Annotated in this window: 18 protein-coding genes; 11 read left to right on the top strand and 7 right to left on the bottom strand. The window is 60.2% G+C overall.

Annotated features, from left to right (window positions below; translation table 11 throughout):
• Window positions 1–13 precede the first annotated feature (13 nt).
• From AC097P_RS04455 to AC097P_RS04425, 7 genes are all read left to right on the top strand, one after another.
• Window positions 14–1,279, top strand: a complete 1,266-nt coding sequence (locus tag AC097P_RS04455; protein ID WP_479609150.1) for an iron-containing alcohol dehydrogenase — start codon at window positions 14–16, stop codon at window positions 1,277–1,279.
• Between the two features lie 50 nt (window positions 1,280–1,329).
• A complete protein-coding gene (locus tag AC097P_RS04450; protein WP_479609149.1) occupies window positions 1,330–3,636 on the top strand; it encodes a saccharopine dehydrogenase NADP-binding domain-containing protein in 2,307 nt (768 codons plus the stop codon).
• Between the two features lie 69 nt (window positions 3,637–3,705).
• Window positions 3,706–4,878, top strand: coding sequence for an MFS transporter (locus AC097P_RS04445; protein WP_479609148.1), 1,173 nt, complete (start codon window positions 3,706–3,708; stop codon window positions 4,876–4,878).
• A gap of 2 nt (window positions 4,879–4,880) precedes the next feature.
• On the top strand, window positions 4,881–5,504 hold the full coding sequence (locus AC097P_RS04440; RefSeq protein ID WP_479609466.1) for a paraquat-inducible protein A: 624 nt from the start codon (window positions 4,881–4,883) through the stop codon (window positions 5,502–5,504).
• Window positions 5,501–6,217: a paraquat-inducible protein A gene (locus AC097P_RS04435; RefSeq protein ID WP_479609147.1), complete on the top strand. Its 717-nt coding sequence runs from the start codon at window positions 5,501–5,503 to the stop codon at window positions 6,215–6,217. Before AC097P_RS04440 ends, AC097P_RS04435 begins: the two co-directional genes overlap by 4 nt.
• A complete protein-coding gene (locus AC097P_RS04430) occupies window positions 6,214–7,857 on the top strand; it encodes a PqiB family protein (RefSeq protein ID WP_479609146.1) in 1,644 nt (547 codons plus the stop codon). The genes AC097P_RS04435 and AC097P_RS04430 overlap by 4 nt, the downstream gene beginning before the upstream one ends.
• Window positions 7,854–8,477, top strand: a complete 624-nt coding sequence (locus AC097P_RS04425) for a PqiC family protein (RefSeq protein WP_479609145.1) — start codon at window positions 7,854–7,856, stop codon at window positions 8,475–8,477. Before AC097P_RS04430 ends, AC097P_RS04425 begins: the two co-directional genes overlap by 4 nt.
• Before the next feature lie 823 nt (window positions 8,478–9,300).
• Here the strand turns inward: AC097P_RS04425 and AC097P_RS04420 are convergent.
• The 4 genes from AC097P_RS04420 to AC097P_RS04405 form a co-directional block, all read right to left on the bottom strand.
• The gene (locus AC097P_RS04420) at window positions 9,301–10,065 is read right to left on the bottom strand and encodes a head GIN domain-containing protein (protein ID WP_479609144.1); all 765 of its coding nucleotides are present in this window, start codon (window positions 10,063–10,065) and stop codon (window positions 9,301–9,303) included.
• A 225-nt stretch (window positions 10,066–10,290) separates the two neighbouring features.
• The gene (locus tag AC097P_RS04415) at window positions 10,291–11,748 is read right to left on the bottom strand and encodes a methyl-accepting chemotaxis protein (protein WP_479609143.1); all 1,458 of its coding nucleotides are present in this window, start codon (window positions 11,746–11,748) and stop codon (window positions 10,291–10,293) included.
• Window positions 11,749–12,070: 322 nt separating this feature from the next.
• Entirely contained in the window at window positions 12,071–12,913 is an 843-nt protein-coding gene (locus AC097P_RS04410; RefSeq protein WP_479609142.1) for a lysophospholipase, read from the bottom strand.
• A 34-nt stretch (window positions 12,914–12,947) separates the two neighbouring features.
• A complete protein-coding gene (locus AC097P_RS04405; protein ID WP_479609141.1) occupies window positions 12,948–14,408 on the bottom strand; it encodes a M20/M25/M40 family metallo-hydrolase in 1,461 nt (486 codons plus the stop codon).
• Window positions 14,409–14,565: 157 nt separating this feature from the next.
• Between AC097P_RS04405 and AC097P_RS04400 the strand changes: the two genes are divergently transcribed.
• The 4 genes from AC097P_RS04400 (at window position 14,566) to AC097P_RS04385 (ending at window position 19,887) form a co-directional block, all read left to right on the top strand.
• On the top strand, window positions 14,566–15,570 hold the full coding sequence (locus AC097P_RS04400; protein WP_479609140.1) for a Bug family tripartite tricarboxylate transporter substrate binding protein: 1,005 nt from the start codon (window positions 14,566–14,568) through the stop codon (window positions 15,568–15,570).
• Between the two features lie 194 nt (window positions 15,571–15,764).
• Window positions 15,765–16,919, top strand: a complete 1,155-nt coding sequence (locus AC097P_RS04395) for a glycosyltransferase family 2 protein (RefSeq protein ID WP_479609139.1) — start codon at window positions 15,765–15,767, stop codon at window positions 16,917–16,919.
• Between the two features lie 3 nt (window positions 16,920–16,922).
• Window positions 16,923–17,597: a class I SAM-dependent methyltransferase gene (locus AC097P_RS04390; RefSeq protein ID WP_479609138.1), complete on the top strand. Its 675-nt coding sequence runs from the start codon at window positions 16,923–16,925 to the stop codon at window positions 17,595–17,597.
• Complete coding sequence (locus tag AC097P_RS04385; RefSeq protein ID WP_479609137.1) at window positions 17,575–19,887, top strand: GtrA family protein; 2,313 nt, start codon at window positions 17,575–17,577, stop codon at window positions 19,885–19,887. The genes AC097P_RS04390 and AC097P_RS04385 overlap by 23 nt, the downstream gene beginning before the upstream one ends.
• Here AC097P_RS04385 and AC097P_RS04380 read toward each other — a convergent pair.
• The 3 genes from AC097P_RS04380 to AC097P_RS04370 all read right to left on the bottom strand — a co-directional run bounded on the left by AC097P_RS04380 (window position 19,884) and on the right by AC097P_RS04370 (window position 23,792).
• A complete protein-coding gene (locus AC097P_RS04380) occupies window positions 19,884–21,428 on the bottom strand; it encodes a wax ester/triacylglycerol synthase family O-acyltransferase (RefSeq protein ID WP_479609136.1) in 1,545 nt (514 codons plus the stop codon). The two genes, AC097P_RS04385 and AC097P_RS04380, sit on opposite strands and share 4 nt — an antisense overlap.
• Window positions 21,429–21,447: 19 nt before the next feature.
• The gene (locus AC097P_RS04375; RefSeq protein WP_479609135.1) at window positions 21,448–22,293 is read right to left on the bottom strand and encodes an esterase/lipase family protein; all 846 of its coding nucleotides are present in this window, start codon (window positions 22,291–22,293) and stop codon (window positions 21,448–21,450) included.
• Window positions 22,294–22,625: 332 nt separating this feature from the next.
• A complete protein-coding gene (locus tag AC097P_RS04370) occupies window positions 22,626–23,792 on the bottom strand; it encodes an ATP-binding protein (protein ID WP_479609134.1) in 1,167 nt (388 codons plus the stop codon).
• Window positions 23,793–23,803 lie beyond the last annotated feature (11 nt).

The following is a 23,803-nucleotide window of genomic DNA, read 5'->3' as shown; positions in this document are numbered from 1 at the left end:
GATACCCGAAGCTATGCGCAACACCGTTCGATCCACAGGTCTGGGCGCTCTGATGAAGGGTGCAGGCCTGCTGACCCGCTTCATACCCATCCCGCAACCTACCCTGCTGGTAGGCCCCGGCTCCAGCGGCCGCCTGGGGCAGGCGATTGCAGGATTTGGGCACCGCAAGATCCTGATCGTCACCGACAGCATCATCTCCAAGCTGGGCCTGCTCAACAACCTGACCGATGCGCTGACCGCCGGTGGCGCGCAGTTTGTCGTGTTTGACGAAATCACGCCCGACGCGCCGATCCCGCTGGTGCAAAAAGGTATCGACTTCTACAAGGACCAGGGCTGCGACGCCATCGTCGCCTTTGGTGGTGGTTCGTCCATGGATGCCTCCAAGGCGATAGCCGTGGCCGCCTCCAACCCCAAGCCGCTGAATCAGTTGGCCGGCTACCTCAAGGGCCTGCGCGCGCCGGTCAAGATTTACGCAGTGCCCACCACCGCCGGTACCGGCTCCGAAGTGACCGTGGCCGCCGTGATCTCCGACCCGGTCAACCACAAGAAGCTGGTCATTGTCGACCCCCGCATGGTGCCCAAGATGGCCGCGCTGGACCCATCGCTGATGACCGGCCTGCCACCCCACATCACCGCGGCCACCGGCATCGACGCGCTGACGCATGCCGTGGAAGCCTTTGTTGGCAACTGGACCACGCCGTACTCGGATGGCATGGCGCTGTCTGCGGTCGGCCTGATCTTCGAGAACCTGCGCACCGCGTATACCGACGGCAAGAACCTGGAAGCGCGCGAGAAGATGTCGCTGGCCTCCACCTACGCCGGCTTTGCGTTCACGCGCGCCAATGTGGGCTATGTGCACGCCATCGCCCACCAGTTTGGCGGCCTGTACCACACGCCCCACGGCCTGGCCAACGCCATCATGCTGCCGCTGGTGCTGAAGTATTCGCACCCGGCCATCGTGGACCGTCTGGCGCTGCTGGCGGTCGCTGCCAAGATCGGTACCGAGGGCGACGACAAGGACGAGTTGGCGCAAAAATTCCTGGATGCCGTGGACCAATTGAACCGCGATCTGGGTATTCCCACTTTCCTGGTGGCATTGAAGGAATCCGATATCCCCGCGCTGGCCAAGGCCGCTTGCTGGGAGGCACATACCGGCTACCCGGTGCCGCGCTATATGTCGCAGGAAGTGTGTGAAGATCTGATCCGCAAGGCGCTGCCACCCAAGGCTCCCAAGGCCGCCGCGGCGCCTACGAAAAAGAGCAAGAAGGCAGCGGGCTAAAGTTGCGGTTGTTGATGAAGACGGTCTAGAAACGATAAGAGGAGCGGTTGATGAAAAAAGTAGTGACAGTGACACTGGGTTCGTCCAAACAGGATTTCGAATTCAAGACCCAGTTTTTGGGCCAATCCTTCTCGGTCCGCCGCATGGGCGCAGACCAGGACACCGGCAAGGCCTGGGAGCTGATGCGCCGCCAGCAGGCCACGGCCGATGCCATTGGCCTGGGTGAAATCCCTGACCACTACCAGGTCGGTCTGCGCACTGTCATCAACAAGGAAACCCAGCGCCTGCTCAACGTCGTGACCCGCGTGCCGGTGACCACTGGCGCCACGCTACGCCGCCTGTTGCAGGTGCGCGCCGTGCGTTATGTGCAAAAAGAACTGGGCCACTATTTCAACAACAACCTCGTACTGTTCCTCTCGGGCATGCGCAATTACGACATGGCTGTGGCGATGTCCGACTACACCAAGAACCTGAGTTTTGCCGACGCGCTGTTCCAGACCGGCGCGCCGACGATGCTGGGCTCGCTAGACCAACTGGAGCTGTACGCCAAGGGCAGCAAATACATGCTGCAAGGCAAGTCCGGCCAGATGCTGGAAGCAGCCATGGCCGGCTTCAAGAACCGCATGGTGGCCGATGTGGTGGCCAAATCCCACGTCATCGTCGGCACCTTTGCGGAACTCAAGGCGGTCAGCAATGCCACCAACCTGGAAGGTAAGACCATCATCACCTCGGCGGTGGACGACGAGCGCCAGGCCTTCTTCACCAAGTGCAAGGTCAACCTGGTCATTGACGTGTCGCCCAAGCTGTTCCCCGAAGTGGTGGGCATTAATACCATCGAGGCCATGATCCTGGCCACGCTGGAGAAGCCGCAAGAGGAAGTGTCAGACGACGACTTCGACGAAATTCTGAACGAGCTGGACATCAAGCCACGCCTGTTGCACCCCACTGGCAAGTTCCGCAACATCCGCCGCTTTGCGTTTGTAATCCACCCCTTAAGCCAAAACTACATCCGCAACGCATTCCCCATTCCAAAGTCCACGCCCAAGTTCGTCATGGACAAGGTCGAGACCTTTGCAGCCCATATGCCACCCATGGTGTATTGCAAGATGAGCAACATCGTCTCGCCCAGCGGCGCCGAGGCCGAGGGCTGGCTGATCAGCGTGGGCGGCACGCCCAAGGAAATGCTGTCGCGCAGCCCCGAGTTCACCTACCGCCGCCTGCTGCAAGCGTCCAAGATCGCCGAGAAGATGGGTGCGCAGATCATGGGCCTGGGCGCGTTCACCAAGGTGGTGGGCGATGCCGGTGTCACCGTGGCACGTCGCTCCAGCCTGCCGATCACCACCGGCAACAGCTACTCCGCATCGGGCGCACTGTGGGCTGCAGCCGACGCCATGCGCCGCATGGGCCTTGTGCACGTCAACAAACAGAACAAAAAGGTCGCGGCCAAAACTATGGTTATCGGCGCGTCAGGCTCCATCGGCTCGGTCAGCGCGCGTCTGTTGGCCATGTCGTTTGACGAGGTCTATCTGGCCGGCCGCACGCTCTCCAAGCTCGACGAACTGAAAGCCTCCATCCTGAAGGAAACGCCAGACGCCAAGGTGTTCACGACCATCGACTACAACGACCTGCTGGCCGACATGGACATGATCGTCACGTCCACCTCCGGCGCTGGCAAGGAGATTCTGGACATCATGCGTGTCAAACCCGGCTGCGTCATCACCGACGTGGCGCGCCCGCTGGACCTGCCCGCATCGGACGTGGCAAAGCGCCCCGACGTGCTGGTCATTGAGTCTGGCGAGATTGATTTGCCCACCAAGGTCAAGGGCTTGAAGAGCATTGGCCTACCACCCAACGTGGTCTACGCCTGCCTGGCCGAAACCATTGTGCTGGCGCTGGAAGGCCGCTTTGAAGTGTTCACGGTCGGCCGCGACACCGAGTGGGAAAAGGTCAAAGAGATTTACAAACTGGGCCTGAAGCACGGCATGAAGCTGGCGGCCATTTCCGGCGTGAACGGCGTGTTCTCGGACGAAGACATTGCCAAGGTGGTCGCGCGTGCCAAGAAGGCACGGTTGACCTGGAAGGACGGTGGCAGTGCCAAGGCCAGCAAGCCCGCAGCAGAGAAAGCGCCAGCGGCCAAAGCACCAGCAAAAACTGCTGCCAAGGCACCGACCCAGGCGCCTACGAAAACGGCCACCAAAAAGGTCGCTGCGGCTCCAGCCAAAAAGGCCAAGGTCGCAAAAACCGCTGGCAAACCGGTTGCCAAAAAAGCCCCGGCCAAGAAGGTCGCGGCAACTCCCGCCGTAGCCAAGAAAGCGGCGGCTAAAAAAGCCACGCCACGCAAGGCCGTTGCAGCCTGAGTTGACTATGGCCTCTGACCAGCCTCGCACGCGCGGGCTAGTCCGTGGCGCCGCACGTACACTGGGCGCATGAACCGCAACCTCTGGCTGCTGGCCCTGTGCCAAGGGCTTTTCCTCACCAATAACGTCGCCTTCATCGCCATCAACGGGCTGGTGGGCTTAAGCCTGGCGCCGTTCGGCTGGATGGCCACGCTGCCCGTCATGGCCTATGTGGTGGGCGGCGCGCTGAGCACGCCGCTGGTGGCCCGCACGCAATCGCGTTTTGGTCGGCGTATCTCGTTTCAGATGGGGCTGGCCGTGGCCTTTGTATCAGCCTGCGTGGCGGCTTGGGCCGTGCTCGACAAAAATTTCTGGTTGCTGGTGGCCGCCACCGTGGTTGCGGGCTACTACAGTGCCAACGGCCAGTTGTACCGCTTCGCCGCCGCAGAACTGGTGCCCGCGCCGCAGCGCGAAAGGGCCGTGTCGCTGGTTTTGGCAGGGGGGCTGATTGGCGCAATTGCCGGCCCCAATCTGGCAGCGCGCACGCGTGGTTTATTGGAAGTGCCATTTGCGGGTGCTTATGTCGTACTGGCGGTCGTGGCCTTGTTGGCCATGGTGCTGATGGCCATTGTGCGCTTTCCACATCACATCGTAGCGCCGAAGGGGCAGGACGGCGGTCGACCGCTGAGCGTCATCATGCGCCAACCGGTATTCATCGTCGCCTGCGCCAGCGCTGCCTTGGGCTATGGTGTCATGAACCTGCTGATGGCCGCCACGCCGCTGGCGATGCAGCAGTGCGGCTTGTCGTTTGACGACGCAGCCTTCGTGCTGGAATGGCATGTGATCGGCATGTTTGCGCCGGGCTTTTTCACCGGCGGCTGGATCAAGCGCTTTGGTACGCTGCCCGTGATGGGCGTGGGCGTCCTACTGAACCTGCTGTGTATCGTGATCGCCCTGTCGGGTGTGGAACTGCACCAGTTCACCATCGCCCTGTTCCTGCTGGGTGTTGGCTGGAATTTCATTTTTACCGGCAGCACGGCGCTCGCATTGAACGCCTACCGGCCAGAAGAAAAAGACCGGGCCCAGGCGGCTATCAATTTTTGCGTGTTTGCGGTTCTCGCTATCACCTCATTGGCATCCGGTGCCCTGGTCACAACGCAGGGCTGGAGTCTATTGAACTGGGGCTCACTGGTGCCGGTGCTATTGACGGCTGGAACGCTGGCATGGTTCGCGGCGCAACGCGGCGCAGGACGTCGGGGCTGACCATGGAGCGGGTGGCGGACACCATCGTTTGTGAAGGCTGCGACGCAGTCTACAGCCGTCCCACGCTGCGACCCCGTGATGTGGCGCGCTGCCCGCGGTGCAACTCCGAACTCGACCGCCACAATGGCGAGCAGCATCGACGCATCTTGCCGCTAACCGTCGCGAGCTTGGTCATGTTCGCCATAGCCAACGGCTTCCCGATTGTCGAAATGGAAATGCAAGGTCTTCGCAGCCAGACCACGTTGATGGGCGCCGTGGTAGCGCTTGGTAGCGAGGGTAAATCGCTCGTTGCGCTGCTGCTGCTCGCAACGACACTGCTGTTCCCCCTGCTACAACTGTGCATTCTGGTTTACCTGCTCGTGCCGCTGGCCCGCCGGCGCAGGCCTGCCGGCTTTGCGGTGCTCGTGCGGGCGATGCAGACGCTGCGGCCCTGGGGGATGATCGAGGTTTTTCTACTCGGCGTTTTGGTCGCCATCGTCAAACTCTCCAGCATGGCAACCGTTCTGCCAGGGCCGGCGCTATATGCCTTCATGGTGCTCACCGTGCTGTTGTCGGCGGTGCTGTCGTTCAATCCGCGCGGCTTCTGGGAAATGGCGTTCGACACGACAGGAAAGGAAACCGATTGAAGCACCCCTTCTTTCACGTGTTACCCCAAGACGTAGCCCCGGTCGTCACCGCGGCGGCGCTGGGTCTGGAGGCATGCCCGCACTGTGCGGCGGTGTGGCGCGACGCGAAGGATGGCGAGCCTTGCGGAGTCTGCGGTACGCGGCTGCACACGCGCAAGCCAGACAGCCTCAACCGCACGTGGGCGTTACTGATCGCGGCGTGCATCCTTTATATCCCCGCCAACTTGCTGCCGGTGATGGTCACCAAAAGCTTGCTCGGTACGCAGCAAGACACCATCTTAAGCGGGGTGATCTTTTTCTGGGTATCGGGCGCCTACGGGCTGGCGGCTATTGTCTTCATCGCAAGTTTTTTGGTGCCGCTGTTCAAGTTGTCCGTGCTCATGATTCTGCTAATCTCCGTGCAGCGGCGCAGTGCCTGGCGGCAGCCCGAGCGGGTTAAGCTGTACCGCATCATAGAAATCATCGGCCGCTGGTCCATGCTCGACGTATTTGTAGTTTCGCTGCTGACTGGATTGGTGCAGATCCAAGGATTTGCACAGGTCACTGCGGGCGTAGGAATTGGGGCGTTCGGCGGGGTCGTGGTGTTGACCATGATGGCATCGCTGTCGTTCGACCCTAAGCTGATCTGGGACACCGCCGATCCCGACACACCCGACACACCGGCCACTTCCAAAGTGCTGTCCGAACCAACTGCTGAGACAAAACCCGCATGAGTGACGAACAAAACCCTTCGGCCGAGCCGTTGCCCGCACCACAGCTTCCCGCGCCCACCGTAGAGCGCCGCCGCGACTGGCTGCCCTCGCTGATCTGGCTTATCCCTATCGTTGCCGCACTGGTCGGCATCACGCTGGTCGCCAAGCTGCTGCTCGACCGTGGCCCGGAGATCACGCTCAGCTTCAAGTCGGCCGATGGACTCGAGGCGGGCAAGACTGCCGTCAAATACAAGGAGGTGCAGATCGGCACCGTGCAGGCCATCACGCTGGCGCGGGACCGGCTGACGGTCAATGTCACCGTGCAGCTCAAAAAAGAGGCGAGCAGCTTCACCGCCGAAGACACGCGTTTCTGGGTGGTGCGCCCTCGGCTTGATACCTCGGGCATTTCCGGGCTCAGCACCCTGTTGTCGGGCGCTTACATTGGTGCCGACGCAGGCGTGTCAGAGGAAACCAAGCGTGAATTCGCGGGCCTCGAAGTGCCTCCCATCGTGACGCGCGATTCATCCGGGCAACAATTCCTATTACGAGCCAAAGACATTGGCTCGCTCGATATCGGCTCGCCGGTCTACTTCCGGCGCATCAAGGTCGGGCAGGTGGCAGCTTTCGAACTGGATGGCGATGGCCGGGGTGTGACCCTGCGCGTGTTCGTCAACGCGCCTTATGACAAGTTCATCGGTGTCAATACACGCTTCTGGCAGGCTAGCGGCATCGACGCGCAACTCAGCGCCAGCGGCTTCACGCTGCGTACCCAATCACTGGCAACCATATTGCTCGGGGGTATCGCGTTCCAATCGCCCGATGACGTGATGGGGCCCGTCGCGAAGGAAAACACGGTGTTCAGCTTGGGCGAGGATGAGGCCACCGCGATGAAGGAGCCAGATGGCCCGGCCCAGACACTGCTGCTGTACTTCAACCAGTCGCTGCGTGGCCTGTCACCTGGTGCTGCGGTGGACTTTCGCGGTGTTGTGATCGGCGAGGTCAAATCGATCGGTGTCGAGTTCGACCGTGCCGAGCGAGACTTCCGCATGCCAGTGCTGGTGCAGGTCTACCCCGACCGCTTGCGCCGCAAGGCAGGCGAACCGGGGCGGGTATCGACCGTTACGCAACAGCAGCGTCTGCAGTATCTGATCGGCAAGGGGCTGCGCGCTCAGCTGCGCAACGGCAACCTGCTGACAGGGCAGTTGTACGTTGCGCTGGACTTCTTCCCGAAATCGCCGCAAGTCAAAGTCGACACGACCCAGGCGCTCATCGAATTGCCGACGGTGCCCAACAGCCTGGACGAAATCCAGTCGCAGGTGCAGGAGATCGCCAGCAAGCTCAACAAGGTGCCGTATGAAGAGATCGCAGCCGACCTGCGCAAGACGCTTGCCACGCTGAACAAGACGCTGACGGGTGCCGAGGCGGCGGCGCGCAACATCGACAGCACCGTCACGCCTGAACTCGCGGCCGCCCTAAAAGATGTGCGCAAGACGGTGAACACTGCCGACCGCACCCTCGCCGAGGATTCGCCGCTGCAACTGGACTTGCGCCAGACGCTGCAGGAACTGACACGCGCTGCAGGCTCGCTGCGCATACTGACCGACTACCTCGAACGCCACCCCGAGTCGCTGCTGCGCGGGAAACCGGAAGACAAAAAATGAGATTCCAATTTTTTATCGCGGCGGGTGCGCTTGCCACCTTGTTGATCACGGGTTGCGCGGGCAAGCCCACGCTGTACTACTCGCTGGCGGACAGCGGATTGCCAACCGCCACACCCACAACTACCGGCGCGGCACCGGTTTACCTGGAGATGGCACCTGTCGCGGTGCCCGAGCGACTGGCTCGTCCGCAGATGGTGGTACGCCGCCTGGGCGACGCCAGCGCACAAGTTTACGTACTGGAAGAGAGCCGCTGGGCGTCGTCCTTCGAGAACGAGCTGCGCGATGCATTGGCCAGCGGTGTGGCCGTCCGGCTCGGAGCCATCGATATCACCAAGGGCGGCAGGCAGGCGCCCACGCCGGCCCACCGTATCGCCGTGCAGGTACGGCAGTTCGATGCAACCGAGGGTGTGCGCATCGACGGTAACTTCAGCTGGACCATTCGCCGTACGGACGAGACCCGCGCCACGGTGTGCCAGCTGAGTCTCAGCGAACCGGTGGGCACCGCCGGCATGGACGCAGTTGCGCAAGGCGCGCGGCGGCTCACAGGTAGCCTTGCGGCCGCCATCGCGCGCAGCGTAGCATCGTCGGCAACAGCGCCCGAGGCTTTGTGCGCGATGTGATTCTTTGCCTCCTATTCTGTGCGGCATTTGCCAGATATAGGCTAAAGCCATGGTGAATAAGCCTAGAAACGGCAGTTCACTATCTGCGATAGCCCTCTGACCGAGCATTGGTGCCGGTCGGCTGAATGGGCACGCTACCCGTCATGGCCTATGCCGTGGCCAACGGGCTGAGCACGCCGCTGGCGGCGCGCACGCAATCACGGCTTGGTCGGCGTATCTCGTTTCAGATGGGACTGCCCATGGCCTTCTTGACGGCCTGCGTGGCCGCTTGGGCCGTGCTGGACAAAAATTTCTGGCTTGTGGCTGCTGTTGGCTGCTACCGTGGTTGCGGGTTATTGCAGCGCCAACGGCCAGCTGTACCGTTTTGCCGCTGCCGAGTTGGTGCCCGCGCCGCAGCGCGAAAGGGCCGTGTCGCTGGGTTTGGCAGGTGGGCTGTTTGGCGCAATTGCCGGTCCCAATCTAGCTGCGCGCGCGGGTTATTGGAAGTGCCCTTTGCGGGTGACTATGTAGTACCGGCGGTCGTGGCATTGTTCGCCATGGTGTTGACGGCGTTTGTACGTTGCCCTCCACATGTGGCAGCCGGTGTTTGTCGTTGCCTGCGCCAGCGCGAGCGCTGGGCTACGATGTCATGAATCTGCTGATGGCTGCTATGCCGTTGGCTATGTAGCAATGTGGCTTGTCGTTTGACGATGCGGCGTTTGTACTGGAATGGCACGTGATTGGCATGTTCGCGTGAGGCTTCTTTACGGGTGACTGGATCAAGCGTTTTGGCACGCTGTCTGTCATGGGTGTGGGGACCGCACCACGCCATTCATCGGTATTTCTACATGGTGGGTGCTGTACCAAGGCTGCGAACGGTTGCTTTTCCAGATGTGGACAGGACGGGTTTCACATTACCATAGTAGCTGACGCCAGACGAGCCGCCCAGTGAAAGCTGCAGTGATTCGGTGGCCCACACTACTGCTTGCGCGGAACCACTACTATCGACTGACACCGCGCTAGCCGCAAGTTCTGACGCTTCTACGACAGCTGCACCACCGAGTTCAAACGCAAATTCTTTGGCGGTGCCGCTAACCTTCAGCGCCGTCGCCCCGCCTAGCGAAGCATGCAGCTTACCGATTGAAACCGATTTCAAAGCGACGACACTGGACCCACCCATGCTGAGCCGCAGTGAAGGAAGTTTCAGCTCCTCGACCAATACGGCAACCGATCCCGTCGTTTCGATACTGCTAATGCGCGGTGCGAAAACCACGACCTCAGCATTACCAGACTTGTAGCGCCGAGTATCTGTAATGATAAGAGTATCGCCCTCAACGTACGCCTCAATCAGCGGTGCAATGTTGCCTTCGGCTTGAACCTCGACATAGAAGCGATCGCCCTGCCTGACCACGATCCGCGCGCCCGTGTCCAACTTCAGCGAATGAAAACGGTCGACGCCTCGACTCTCCTTTACGACGGAACCCGCAGCGGTGACTGGCCAGATACGGCTCAGATCCATCGCGGACGTACGTTCGGAAAGCATCAGTGCAAGGCCAAGGATAAGCGCATGGCATAAATGCGGACCCATACGAACTGCGTTTGATTTCATAGGTACCTCGTGATCAGAATGTACCCATCATCGTTGCAGGTCCTGCTTTTGCCAACGGAATACCGACAGGATGCAAAACCGGAGGACAGGCTGTAAATTGACATGCAAAAACTGCGAGCCCGTCACAAATTTTGTGTGTAAGGCTTACGTGCCACCAACGAACACGAATACCAAATAAGACAAGACCCGCCCGTCGGCGTTATCGTCACACCCCTAGTTGATTCACTACCTGAACAAACGCAGTGAAACAGAGGCCTGCGGCCTGTCGTCCGAAGTAAATACCGCCACGGTGTGAACTAGCTCCTGGGCTTGGCCCCTCAGGCTGGAGGCCGCTGCAGCCATTTCTTCTACCAACGCTGCGTTTTGCTGTGTTGCCTGGTCCATCTGAGACAGGGCATCGCCAACTTGGGCAACCCCCGCGGCTTGTTCGTCGCTCGCTATGCTAATTTCACCCACGATTTCTGTAACACGACGAATACTCGATACCACTTCGGTCATGGTTTCACCGGCTTTATCAACCAGTGCTGTTCCCTGTTCCACCCGCTCCACGCTAGAGTTGATGAGTGTTTTAATTTCCTTTGCCGCCTCTGCACTGCGACCCGCAAGCGATCGAACTTCTGAAGCTACTACCGCAAAGCCCCGACCCTGTTCGCCCGCCCGAGCCGCCTCTACCGCCGCGTTCAATGCCAGGATATTGGTCTGAAAGGCGATTCCATCAATTACACCAATGATGTCTGCTATCTTGCGCGAAGCAGTATTGATGCCTTGCATCGTACCGACCACCTGCTCTACAACCTTTCCGCCTCTTACAGCCACTGCGCTCGCGCTTAAAGCAAGTTCGTTTGCTTGTCGGGCGTTGTCTGCAGACAGTCGGACGGCCTCGGTAAGCGCGGCCATGCTGCTCGCGGTGCGCTGCAAATTGCTCGCTGTTTGCTCAGTCCGGTCGCTTAAGTCCTGGTTGCCACTGGCAATCTCCGCCGAAGCTACATCGATACCAGATGCACTGCCTCGCACGGAACCGACGGCAACATCCATGCGGGCAAGGGTCGCCTTCAGAGCGTCCCCTCCCGTAGTGCGGGTCTGAATCTGAGCCACATTCAGGGATATCGCATGGCTGCGATTTACGCTGGACACCAGCACCGCGAGCTCCTCACCCTCTTTGGCCGCACGACTCATTTGCAATGCGAGCACAATTTCTACACCCGACTGGGTCACGACATACAGTGCGTGCAACAAGATGCGTAGGAAATCGGGCTCGGTGGTGCAATAAAACCCCAAGCCCGCAGCCTGTAACCGGTCAAACACGATATGGTGCACCGCAAACAACGCCGCGCCAAAGACGATCAGCTTCCAGTCCAGGTAGACAAGCAAAAAAGCTAACACCACGAAGACGCCGAAGTGCAGCTCAATCATTCCCCGCGCCAACTGAATATGGAGGGCCACAAAAGAAACCGCAACGAAGGTCAAGATGTAACGGCTGGCGATTGTTCCCCGCGATGCAGCGTAACTGCCCCCTGCAAGCACCAGAAGTGAAAGGGTGACACCGATCGCCAAGCTGGAATCTACGAACTGTAGGCCCAAAACGATACTGGCCAGTGCACTGATGCCTATGGCGACCAGAAGCACGCGATCACCTAACAACGCACGGGGCGACAGTGACGAAACACTTGGGCTATTGGTCATTGCAGGTACTTTCGTTCGCTCGACCCACTACGCAAATATGTGCGGAGATAGCGTTCGAGCACGAATGTCAGTATAGGGTCCTACCCCAGGATTATCGGGAGTCCTTCGGGGGCTGCGTCTGATACCGGCAACGTGACTCCCTGGCGGAGAACCGATACACACGGCGGTCGCGCCCTACCAACGTGTGACAACCTTCGTCGCCGACAAAATGCCAACCTGGCTACGCTCCCAGCCGCAAACCATCAATGCATAGGCGCAACGGTTCGCTATCAAAATAATAGCGCGGCGCCCTTATTTCACGAGGGCTCGGAGCCAACTCACTTCAAAACCGCTGATCCAACCACCGCTTGAGCACGGCAAACACTGGCGCCGCGTCCAACTCGTTGAAGATCTCGTGGTACAGCGCGTCAAAGCACTGCGTGGTGACCACTTCCTGGGGCGCCTTCGCTGCAAAGGCGCGGCTGCCATTTGCGTTCAGCAGGCGGTCGTCGCCCGCATACATCAGCAGCGTGGGCACCTTCCACTGTGGCGCGGCCTCCAGCGTCTTGGGACCAGCCTCGGCGATGAATCGCGCCAAGCGCGCAGAGATGCGGTCATGCACCAGCGGATCTGCCTTGTAGGCAGCGACCACGGCCGGGTCGTGCGACACGAACTGCGGCTTGACACCGTTGCCCACGCGCAGGTCGGGTGCAATCTTGGGTAGCACGGAGACCAAAAATTTCTGGAACGCATTCATACCCGCATCCAGTGCGGGCGATGACATGACCAGTCCATCTACCTTGCGCAAACCCAGGGACACAAAACGTCCGACCACCAAGCCACCCATGCTGTGGCCCAGCAGAACCAGCGGTGTGTCTTTGCGCATGCGCGAACGCGTGCTGTCCACAATATCGGCCAGATCATCCAAGAGCCGCGTATCGGACGGCAAACTGCCACGCGCGCCATTCGACTCACCGTGGCCGCACTGGTCGTACCCACGCACCGCGAAACCCCAATCGTTGAGTTGCCGCGCCACGTGGTCGTAGCGCCCGGCATGCTCACCCAGACCGTGGACCACGATGACGACACCGCGCAATTTCACCGTGGGGTCCAGCAACCAGTCCTGGACCATGACGTTATTGCCGTCCGTGGCGGTGAAGGTAGAGAGTTTGGATTCCGTGGTCATGCGGGTGCTTTGCAGGGCTTGTGGGGTACGGGTCTTACGGAAACTGTGCAATGACCTGGGCCACGGCTGCGGTCAGCTTCTTGGCATAGGGAATGTGCAAGAACTCATTGGGGCCGTGCGCATTGCTCTTGGGGCCTAGCACACCGCAGACCATCATCTGCGCGGCAGGGAATCCGTGGGACAGCATGTTCATCAATGGAATAGTGCCGCCCTGGCCTATGTATCCGCACGATGCGCCAAAGTGGGTCTGTGATGCAGCGTTGAGCGCATCTTCAAACCACGGCGCAGTGCTGGGTGCGTTCCAACCAGTAGCGCTGGACAGGCCTTCGAACGTGACCTTGGCCTGGTAGGGTGCGTTGTCTTCCAACAGGGCCTTCAGTTCCTGCACCGCGGTGGCAGCTTCTACCAGAGGGGGCAAGCGCAGCGACAGTTTGAATGCGGTGTAGGGGCGCAGGACATTGCCAGCGTTTTTCATCTCGGGGAAGCCATCGGCACCTGTCACGCTCAGCGTGGGCAGCCAGGTGCGGTTCAGCAATGCTTGCAGCGGGTCGGTGGTAGTGGGCAATGCAAACTGGGTGGAGCCACCGCAGTCGTAATGCGCCCAGGGGAAACGTTTGTAGATTTCATCGCCCAGAATGGCGGCCGTGGCCTTGGCCTGGTTGAGACGGTCGTGTGGCACTTCGCAGTGGAAGCTGGCCGGCAGCAGGCGGCCGGTGGCGCTGTCTTCCAGCCGGTCCAGCACCTGGCGCATGATGCGAAAGCTCGATGGCACCAGGCCGCTGGCATCACCCGAGTGCACACCCTCGGTCAGGATTTCGACCTTGAGCACGCCGCTGGCCATGCCGCGCAGGCTGCTGGTCAGCCACAGCTGGTCGTAGTTGCCGGCGCCCGAATCCAGGCACACCACCAGCCCCACATCGCCCAGGCGAGGCTTCAGCGCGTCGATATACGGCAGCAAATCGTAGGAGCCGCTTTCTTCGCAGCTTTCGATCAGACCGACGATGCGGGGGTGGGGTGCGTTCTGGGTCTTGAGCGTCTGGATCGCGGCAATGGCGGCATAAGCGGCATAGCCATCGTCGGCACCACCGCGGCCATAGAGCTTGCCGTCGTCCATCTTGGGGGTCCACGGGCCCAGGTCGTTGCGCCAGCCGGAGAACTCGGGTTGTTTGTCCAAGTGACCGTACATCAACACGGTTTGTGTGGAGCCGACCTTGGTGGCGGGCACTTCAAAGAACAGCACCGGCGTGCGGCCCGGCAGGCGAATCACTTCCAGCTTCAGGCCGCTGACTTTTTGTGCTTCGATCCACGTTGCCGTGTTACGCACCACGGTGTCGAGGTAACCATTCGCTTCCCAGCTTGCGTCGAACATGGGCGACTTGGCGGGAATGCGGATGTAGTCTTGCAGCTGGGGAACAATCTCAGCATCCCATAGCGCGCTGACCTGGTTCAGGGTTTGTGCTGCATCCAGCACGGTGGGGGGTACACGGGCGTTCATAGGGTGCTCCTTTTGATACTGCCATGTTTGGGCAGGGCAAACCGCCATCATGCCACGGGTAGCCAACATCCGTGGCCCAACGCGGGTTCGCGCGCAAAGCTTGCTACAGTGATGCCGATTTTTACCCCGCACGTCCACCCCCTTATCGGAGTCCACCATGGTTCTTTCGCACCCCCACGTTTTCACCACAACGCTATCCCGCCGATTGGCCATCACGCTGGCTGCCAGCGCGCTGTGTCTTGGCAGCACCCTGGCACACGCACAGCAGACCGGCACGGTCAAGCTGTTGGTGGGCTTTCCGCCCGGTGGCGGCACCGACGCGATCGCCCGCATCCTGGCAGACAAGCTAAAGGAGCCCTTGGGCAGCACCGTTATCGTTGAGAACAAGGCCGGCGCCGGCGGGCAGATCGCAGCCCAGGCGCTGAAGGCCGCGGCACCCGATGGCACCACGCTATTTCTGTCGCACGACCACACCGTGTCCATACTGCCACTGGTGGTCAAGAACCCTGGCTTTGAGCCTGCGCGCGATTTCGTTGCCGTGGGCGGTTTCGCGACGTTTGTGAATGCGTTGGCTGTATCGGGTGGCACGCCAGCCAAGTCCGTGGCCGAATACGTGGCCTGGGTGCAAAAGCAGGGCGCGGGCAAAGGCACCGTAGGCGTGCCGGCACCAGCCTCGGTACCCGAGTTTTTGGTCAAGATGGTGGGTCAGAAGTACAAGCTGGATCTACAGTCCGCCCCCTACCGCGGCAGTGCGCCAATGATGGGTGACATGCTGGGTAACCAGATTGCGGCTGGCACAGGCTCGGTGCCCGATTTCATCGAGAACCACAAGGCCGGGAAGATACGCGTCGTCGCGGTGATGGGCAACGCGCGCCAAGCCACACTGCCCGACGTGCCCACCTTTGCCGAACTGGGCCTCGCCGGCTTCGAAGACCTGCCCTATTACGGCATCTTTGCGCCGGCTGGCACACCCCAAGCCACCATCGACAAGATTTCCGCCGCACTGGCCAAAGTGGTTGCGCTGCCGGACGTGCATGAGCGTCTGACGGCCATGGGACTGACGGTGGCGTATATGACACCACAGCAACTGACCAGCCGAGAGCAGGCCTACAGCCAGACGTGGGCGCGCATCATCAAGTCGACAGGGTTTGTGCCGCAGTAGTGCCATTCGCCCCCTAATAGGATTGGAAGAACCCCATAAACATGGGAGAGACTTCATCTGCACGGCATGCTACCGTCGCCGCCTTTGTGCCTTTACCAGCATGCAAGCTTGATGCAGGGCACCCGCCACGCCCGCTCTGCTGCACGCTGGCCCGCCGCGATATCCCTCGGCGGTTTAAATTAAGAAAGCCCTGCGTGGAACTCACCATCTTGATGCCCTGCCTCAACGAGACAGAGACCCTGTCTATTTGTATTGCAAAGGCAATTGGATTTTTAAAACGCGCCGGCATCGATGGAGAAGTGCTCATCGCCGACAACGGCAGCACTGATGGCTCGCAAGACATTGCACGAGCAAGTGGCGCAAGGGTCGCAAATATCCCTCAGCGCGGCTATGGTGCAGCCCTGATTGGGGGCATAGCTGCCGCGCGCGGTAGGTTTGTCATCATGGGAGACGCCGACGACAGTTATGACTTTTCTCAACTGGACGCCTTTGTAGAGCAACTGCGCAACGGTGCTGAACTGGTGATGGGCAACCGATTTCGCGGCGGCATCGCGCAGGGGGCGATGCCTGCACTGCACCGTTATTTGGGCAACCCGGTGTTGTCGAGCATTGGGCGACTATTCTTCCCCAGTGCGATCCGGGACTTCCATTGCGGCTTGCGCGGTTTTGATCGGGCTGCCATAAAAAAACTCGACCTCCAAACGACAGGAATGGAATTTGCCAGTGAAATGGTGGTCAAGGCCACTGTTCAAGGTCTGCGAGTCGTTGAAGTTCCTACTACGCTGCAACCCGATGGTCGCAGCCGCCCGCCGCATCTGCGCAGTTGGCGCGATGGTTGGCGGCACCTGCGCTTCCTGCTGTTATTTTCTCCCCGCTGGTTGTTTCTCTACCCAGGTTTGACGTTGATGGTCGCGGGGCTTCTGTGCATGTGCTGGTTGGAACCGCAGCCCCGAGAGTTTGGTGGTGTCGTACTAGGAGTGCACACCCTGCTATATGCTGGTGTTGCCACCGTACTGGGTGTTCAGGCTTTCTGCTTTGCAGTCTTTGCCAAGGTTTTTTCCGTCCAGGCGGGCTTGCTCCCTATGGACGCCCGCATAGATTGGCTGATGCGACGGGCAACACTGGAGCGGGGCCTGATTTGGGGCGTGCTATTGGTGTTGTCGGGTTTGACCGGCTCTGCGTATGCCTTGTTCCAGTGGGGCAATGGTGATTTTGGCCCGCTCGTGTCTGACGGCACCATGCGCATAGTGATTCCGTCTGTCGTCGCTGTATTGGTGGGTTTCCAATTGGCTTTTGCCGGATTTTTTCTGGGCGTACTGCAATTGGCACCGCGTCCGAAGGCTCAGTAGATTTTGGCAATTGATTATTTTTCTTTGGGCCATCCGCTTGCGGGTTTGCGCAGCTATTTCGCCTGGCGCGCACGCGAATACATGCTTCAACGCTTTCTGACAGCTCTGCAACCAGGGCCAAAGACGCGTGTACTGGATTTGGGGGTTACACCCGACCTTGTATTACCGGAATCCAACCATTTTGAGCAGCGCTATCCGTTCCCAAACAGTCTGACGGCGGCGAGCATAGAAGACATCACGCCACTTCGCCAACGCTTTCCAAACATCGAATTTGTGCGCGTAGCGCCTGGGCGCTTGGAGTTTGCCGACAACAGCTTTGATCTCGTGTTCTGCTCGGCTGTACTGGAACATGTTGGCAATGAAGAACAACAACGGCAATTTATTGCAGAGGTCATGCGCGTGGGGAAGGCATTTTTTCTCACCACACCCAACCGATGGTTTCCTTTGGAATTTCACACGCTATTGCCGCTGCTGCACTGGTTGCCGCGACCGCGGCACCAGCAGATACTGCGGTCGCTTGGCAAGCCATTTTGGGCGAGCACCGACAACCTCAACTTGCTGTCGGCTGGTCGTCTGCGCGGGCTCTTCCCGGCGCAACAGCCCGTGTCGATCGAACGCGTACGCCTGTTTGGATGGACCTCTAACCTGATTGCCCATGGCCGTGTTGAGCGCGTCTGAGAGCTCTGCCATACGCGCGTACGGGCGCTACCTGGCGGTTGCTACAGTGGTCGGACTGATTACTGTGGGTCTACGCGAGGTATTGGGACTTTTGGCACCCGCAATGCCCGGGCACTACGCTTGGACCATGGTCCTGGCGTACGGGGTAGGCGTGGTGCTGAGCTACTTTGCGCAAGCACGCTTCACGTTCGGCGCAAGTGGCCACACCCCTTCACGTGTAGCCTTGGCCAACTTTGCTGTACTGGCAGTCCTGTCAGCTTTGCTGACTGCCATGACGGCCTATCTCTTACGATACGGCTTGGCATTGGAGACGCTATTGCCCATGCTTGCGGCGCCTCTGGCATTTGCGGTGGCGGCCTTGTTGGTGGCACCGGTAAGCTTTTTACTCGGAAGGCAACTTGTGTTTAGCAAAGGCGTACAACCAGCTGCAGCTACGCGTGAACCGTGGCGGGTCTGGTTGGTACTGCTGGCAATGGTTATTGGCCAGGTTGCACTGTTTGCGCAGGTGACGTTGCGCTACAAGGCCAACGCCGGTCATGATGAGGCGCTGTTTTTGCAACTTGCGCAAAATTTGGTCGATGGTAATTGGTTAGGTGCCTATTCAGCCACAACCTTGATCAAAGGACCTGGGTTCCCGCTGTGGTTGGCGGCAGCTCATATTTTGCAGGTGCCGGTTTCCTGGGCTGCTGCCTTAACCTATGCATTCCCCTGCGCTCTGGTTTTTCTGGCCCTGAGGCCGCTTGTGCACAGTGCGTGGCAGCGCCTGTGTGTCTTTGCGCTTCTGCTGTTGTCACCGGTTGCCCTGAGCGACTTTTCGGTATTGCGAGAGTTGATCTATCCATCGCTAACCCTGACAGTGGTTGCCTGTGGGATTGGTCTGGCATTGCGGATTGAACAGTTGGGCCAACGGCTGCCACCATGGTGTTGGGCGGCCGGATTGGGTCTGTGCTCTGCTCTGTTTGCTCTGACGCGTGAGGAGTCCATCTGGCTGTTGCCGCTGTGGGTGGGGGTGGCGCTACGCGGGGTCTGGATGGGCCGGCGCGGCAACGCCAAGTACCCAGCGTTAGGAGCGGCTGCGGTGCTGACCACCCTGTTTTGCGTTCTGCCAATGCTGGTTGTAGCCAGTCAAAACAGGTTTCACTACGGTGTGTTCACGATACTCGAAATCAACAGCCGCCCGTTCGTCTCAGCCTATGGTGCTCTGGTCAGGGTACGCCACACCGAAGCAGCATCGCAGGTACCGTTTCCGCGTGACGAATGGCACCGCGTGGCGCAAATCAGCCCAGCTTTTGCCGAGGTGCGTGAGCGATTGGAAAGTGGCGCAGCCGATACCTGGGTCCGTGCCACGCCCAGTGTGACCCGGCTTGGGGCTGGTATGGATGCGGACCCCAACTTTAAACGCAAGGCTTTGGACCTGCTGCAGCCCACTCTCCCAACGGGCGATCTGGCCGGAGCTGACTTGCTCAGGTATCTCTACAACAACGAGCCGGCGGTCAGAGGGCGCATTGAGTCGTACTTTGGTGGGTCTGAAAACGCTGAGCGGTTTTTCCATACAGAAAATGAGATTGGCGGAGGGTGGTTTGTATGGGCACTGCGCGACGGTGCAACAGCGGCCGGACATCACATAAACGCCGTGGAGACCAGGGTGTTCTATCAGCGCATGGCTGACGAGGTAAACGCTGCCTGCGCCCAACGCAAACTCCAGTGCGATGCTGAACGCAATAGCTTGCGCCCACCGTTCCGTACGTCTCAACTGACTCCGTTTGGTGTCGCCCTGATCCAGGCCGCGGGCGTTCTCGTGAGCCTGCCCGGCTTAAGCACGGGTGCCCCAACAGGGCCCATGGGGGAGCAGACTGCGCTCATCTCGGCAGAGTCCTTCATGCATGAAAGCCTTGCAGCATCGCAAACAACGCTGGCCCCGGTCGAACCGCTTGAAACACTCATTGTGGGTTACCGCAAGGTATTGCCATGGATTACAGGTATCGCGATGGCAGCCTGGTTGCTGTCAACGCCGTTACCCCACCGCCAAAAAACGACTGCCAAACAACAAACGCTGTGGTTGCTGGGCCTGGTGGTATTGGGCTTGGTCATCGTCCGTCTGGCGCTAGTTGCGCTTATCCATGTGACGTCTTGGCCATCTCTGGACGTCCGATACGTGGCACCCGCTTTGCCTTTGCTTGTGCTTTTTGACACCATCAGTCTGCTGTTGCTGATAGGGGCCCCGTGGACCTCTCAGGCAGCCAGGTTTGACACCCAGGACGGCATGAAGCCAGTCCAACGCCCAAGTTAAGGGGATACCGTCTCAGATTTACCGCCCGCCACCCGGCGGCGTGGCCGGGCCGACTTTGCCGGCACCGCCAGAACCTGGGGCGTTTTGCGGACCACTGCACGTGGCGTGCGAGGAGCGGGTTTGCGCGTCAGTGCCAAGTACTCCTGAAAGCTGTCGCGCAAGCACTGGGCAAGCACATCGGGGTCGGGCAGTTGCTCATAGCAGGACGTGAACGACACCACGATGGTGTCGTTGTAGCCCGTCACCGAAAACACCAGACCCATGCCGTCGGACACGGGCATGATGGCCGACAAATAGGTGAGCCGTGCACCAAGCAGGTACAAAGGCTCGCGCGAGCCCGGCACATTGGTGATGGCGCAGTTGGCCAGCGGTGCCCAATCACCCAGCAAGGCGGAGGCCGAACGCAGCATCTTGCTGGTGGCCACGATGGCCAGCGATGGCGCCTGCTGCGCCAGCAGCGTCAGCTCGCGGGCGCTCAGCGCCTGGGCCATCACTTCGGACGAGGAGCTGGCATGCTGGATTGCCGCCAGGCGCTGCACCGGGTCCGCGATGTCGGTACCCAGCCCGACGCGTACCCACGAATAATTGCCGGTGGCGTCGCTTTCCACGTCACCCTCTATGTCGCTGTGCACGGCGATGGGCGCCGCGGCAACCAGGCTTTGCTGGGGCAGTTCGTCCTGCTTGTACAAATAGCTGCGCAGGCCACCGGCGCACACGGCCAGCACCACATCGTTGACCGACGCACCGGGTACCAGCGCGCGTATGGCTTTGAAATCGGCGAGCGCAAAGCGGCGAGTCTCAAACACACGGTGCGGCGAAACCTCGGTATTGAAGCGGGTAATAGGGAATGCCTGGGGCTTACCCAGAAACTCGCCGGCAAAGGTCTTGACCGTGGCTTTGAGCGCCGTCCAGCTGTTGCTCAGCGGTTGGGCCAAGCGCAGCGGCAGTGTGGCCAGATTCAGCCCTGCCAGCCACAGCAGCTGCAGATTGCCGGGTGCCGTTTCGGGGAACCAGGGCGCGGCAGGTGCCGGTGCGGTAGCGACCGGGGACAGGTCATGCAGCAGGCTGGTAATCTCATTGCCATGTGTAACGTCAATCGCAGCGTGGTGGATCTTTAGCAGTACCGCAAAGCTCCCCACTGGCAGGTCCAGAAAACTGTCCAGCCCTTCGATAACATACATCTCCCACAGCGGGCGCTGCAGGTCCAGCGGGCGCGCATGGATGCGCGAGGACTGGATGCAGAACTGCCGCCAGTCACCCGGCTTGGGCAGTGCGATGTGGCGCACGTGGTATTCAATGTTGAAGTTTTCGTCTTCGACCCAGTAGGGATAGTCCAGGTCCAGCGGCACGCGCAGGATTTTTTCGCGGAAGTTGGGCAGCTTGTCGAGCCGGCTTTCGACGTGGGCCAGGATCTGCTTGAAACGCACCACGCCGCCGGGCGCCGTGGACTGGTCATAAATGTGCAGCAGCGTCAGGTTGGAGTTGGCGTGCGCGTTGTCAGAATAGATGTAGGCCGCGTCGTGTTCGCTCAGTTGGCGCATGCAAAGGTTCTTTCGAGATTCAAGTCCGGCTGTCGGCCGGGCCGTCGCCAGGCTTGGCTCCGGTAGCGTTCAGCACCCGAGCCAGTAGCCCGTGGGGTACAAATGGCTTCCATTGGTTTTCGGGCTGGGCCAGCCGGTCCGCGACGATGGACAGCACGATACCGTTGAAGCCCAGGCCGATGTGGCTACCCGGCACCTGGATGTTTTCGTGCAATGCCGGGTCACCGTCAATCGTTGCCTCTTGCGGCGGTACGACGCCATCGGTGACGGAATACAGGCAACTGGTAGGTATGGCCAAACGGCGGCGCTCACGCATCACCTTGACCTTAGGCTGCATCACGTGGGCGCCAGCACCCAGGCGGTGCGACACCAGCCGGTACAGCGCCTTGACGGCAGTGGGCGACTGGCTGCCCGCAGCATCCACACTGACCGGGCTGCCCAGTGTGATGATGGAACGCACGCAGTCCAGCGAATTCTGTGCGCCGTACATCGAGAACACGCCACCCAGACTCCAGCCGACGAGGCTGACCTTCTTGCCGGTGGTGTAGTGCAAATGGCGGATTTTTTGGGGTAGAGCGTTGGCATGCTTGCTGCGAAAGCCCATGTTGCGGCCCAGGCCCCAGGTGTGCACGTCATAGCCCTTGTTCTGCAGCATCAGCTTCAAGCCGATCAGCGAAGTTTCGCTGGCCATGAAGCCCGGCACCAACAACACCGGGTGGCCGTCGCCGTGGGGGGCCTCCATCAACAAGGGCAATGAAGCAGGTAACAGGGCCATTTCCAGTAGACCCCGGCCTTCCAGCAAAGAGCTCAGCACATGGGGCGCACCCACATGGGAATGGCGGACGACGGGGCGGCGACGGTGCATTTTTTCGAGACTCCTGTTGTGCGGACGTTCCAACACTGCACAGTCTATGACGAATTGGTGACAGCAGAGTTAGGAGACAAGCCTAATACAGCGTCCAGCAAAGCCCGAAAAGGGGCTTGCGCGCACGGGTTTTCGGCATCGCCCGGGCCGCATTCGCCCTGCCTGGTGGCCCACAGAGATCTTTTTTCGAACTCAAATTCAGTTGGCTAAGCCGTCTTTGGGGTTTCCCCGTTACTGTATGCATAAATGGGCTGTAGGCCTCGCGGAAACAGCGTAAGCAGCTATCTTATTTATAGCAAGGTAGAGTCGGCATATTGCGTGGGCCGTGCCACCTATGAAGCTAGGCTTTTCAGACGGCCATCCGCTATGTATTTGCCCACAAACGACTTCACCACAAAGTCCTTGAACAGCCGGTCTTCAATCATGTAGCCAACGGAAGGGGGCTTGGACAAGATGCCGGCCTTGCGCATGCGGTCCAGCGCCACGCGCACCTTGGCCAGCGTCGCCGCCTTGCCGGTGATGCGCGCCAGGGCCTGCAGGCTGTCTCTGCCCATCGGCGCCATGCCATGGGCCAGCACTACCAACAGCGCTTGTTCGATCGGCTGCAGATTAGCCAGAACGCCCTGCCAGGCCGGCACATTGCGCTCGTCGGACATGAAACGGGACAGGGCCTGGCCCACATCGGTGATGCCCTCGGCCGACATCTCCTTGACGATGTCCTTCATCAGCGCCGGCTTGTAGCCGATATGCGCAAACAAATTTTGCAAAGCGGCAATATCCAGGCTCTTGTTGGGGTGCACGCGGTGGTAATGCGCAGCCAGCAATTGCAGGTAGTTGGTGTCCAGAAACGGGAAAGTCAGCAGCTGCGCAAACTGGTACATGGGGCCCCCAGCGGCCATCATCATCTCGCCCAGTTCTTCCTGCGACGAACCGGTGAACACGGCATACACCTTCTTCTTGTGCTTTTGCAACACGGCCCGCACCGCAGCCACCGCCGCCTCACCAGAAGTGGACTGGCCCAGCACCTGGATCTCGTCCAGCATCAGCAAGATCTGCTTGCCTGACTCGCTGGCCAGCCGGCTGATGAGCGCGTCCATGCGCAACTCGGCCTTGTCAGGTAGCGCGCGGCGCGCGGGCTCATCACCCAACTCAACGCTGGCGCCGAGCGCGCCGATCTTTTTGACTGCGGTCTTGGCTAGACGGGCGGCGGACGATTTAGGCACCTTGGCATCATCTAACGCCTCTTCCAGCGCGTGGTTGATGGCGTCCAGCGGCGAGGCGCGGTTGAGCCACAGGTCGGCATAGACCGGCAGCAGACCCACTTTTTCAGCGGCCGGCGCCAGGTCGCCGTCCAGAAAATAGGTCTTGCCCACACGCCGGGGCGCAAACAGCGCAATCGGCCGGCCGGGCTGGGCCTTGAGCAACGCGATATAAGAATCCGCCAGCGCTGGGCGGCGGATGGTGATGTCGTCGAAGGTCTGCATAGGCAGGATTGTCATGTATTGCTATA

The sequence above is a fragment of the Rhodoferax sp. ZS1R8 genome (assembly GCF_056521325.1).
Note: the sequence above shows the minus strand (reverse complement) of the source record. Positions and strands in the feature narration are given on the sequence as shown.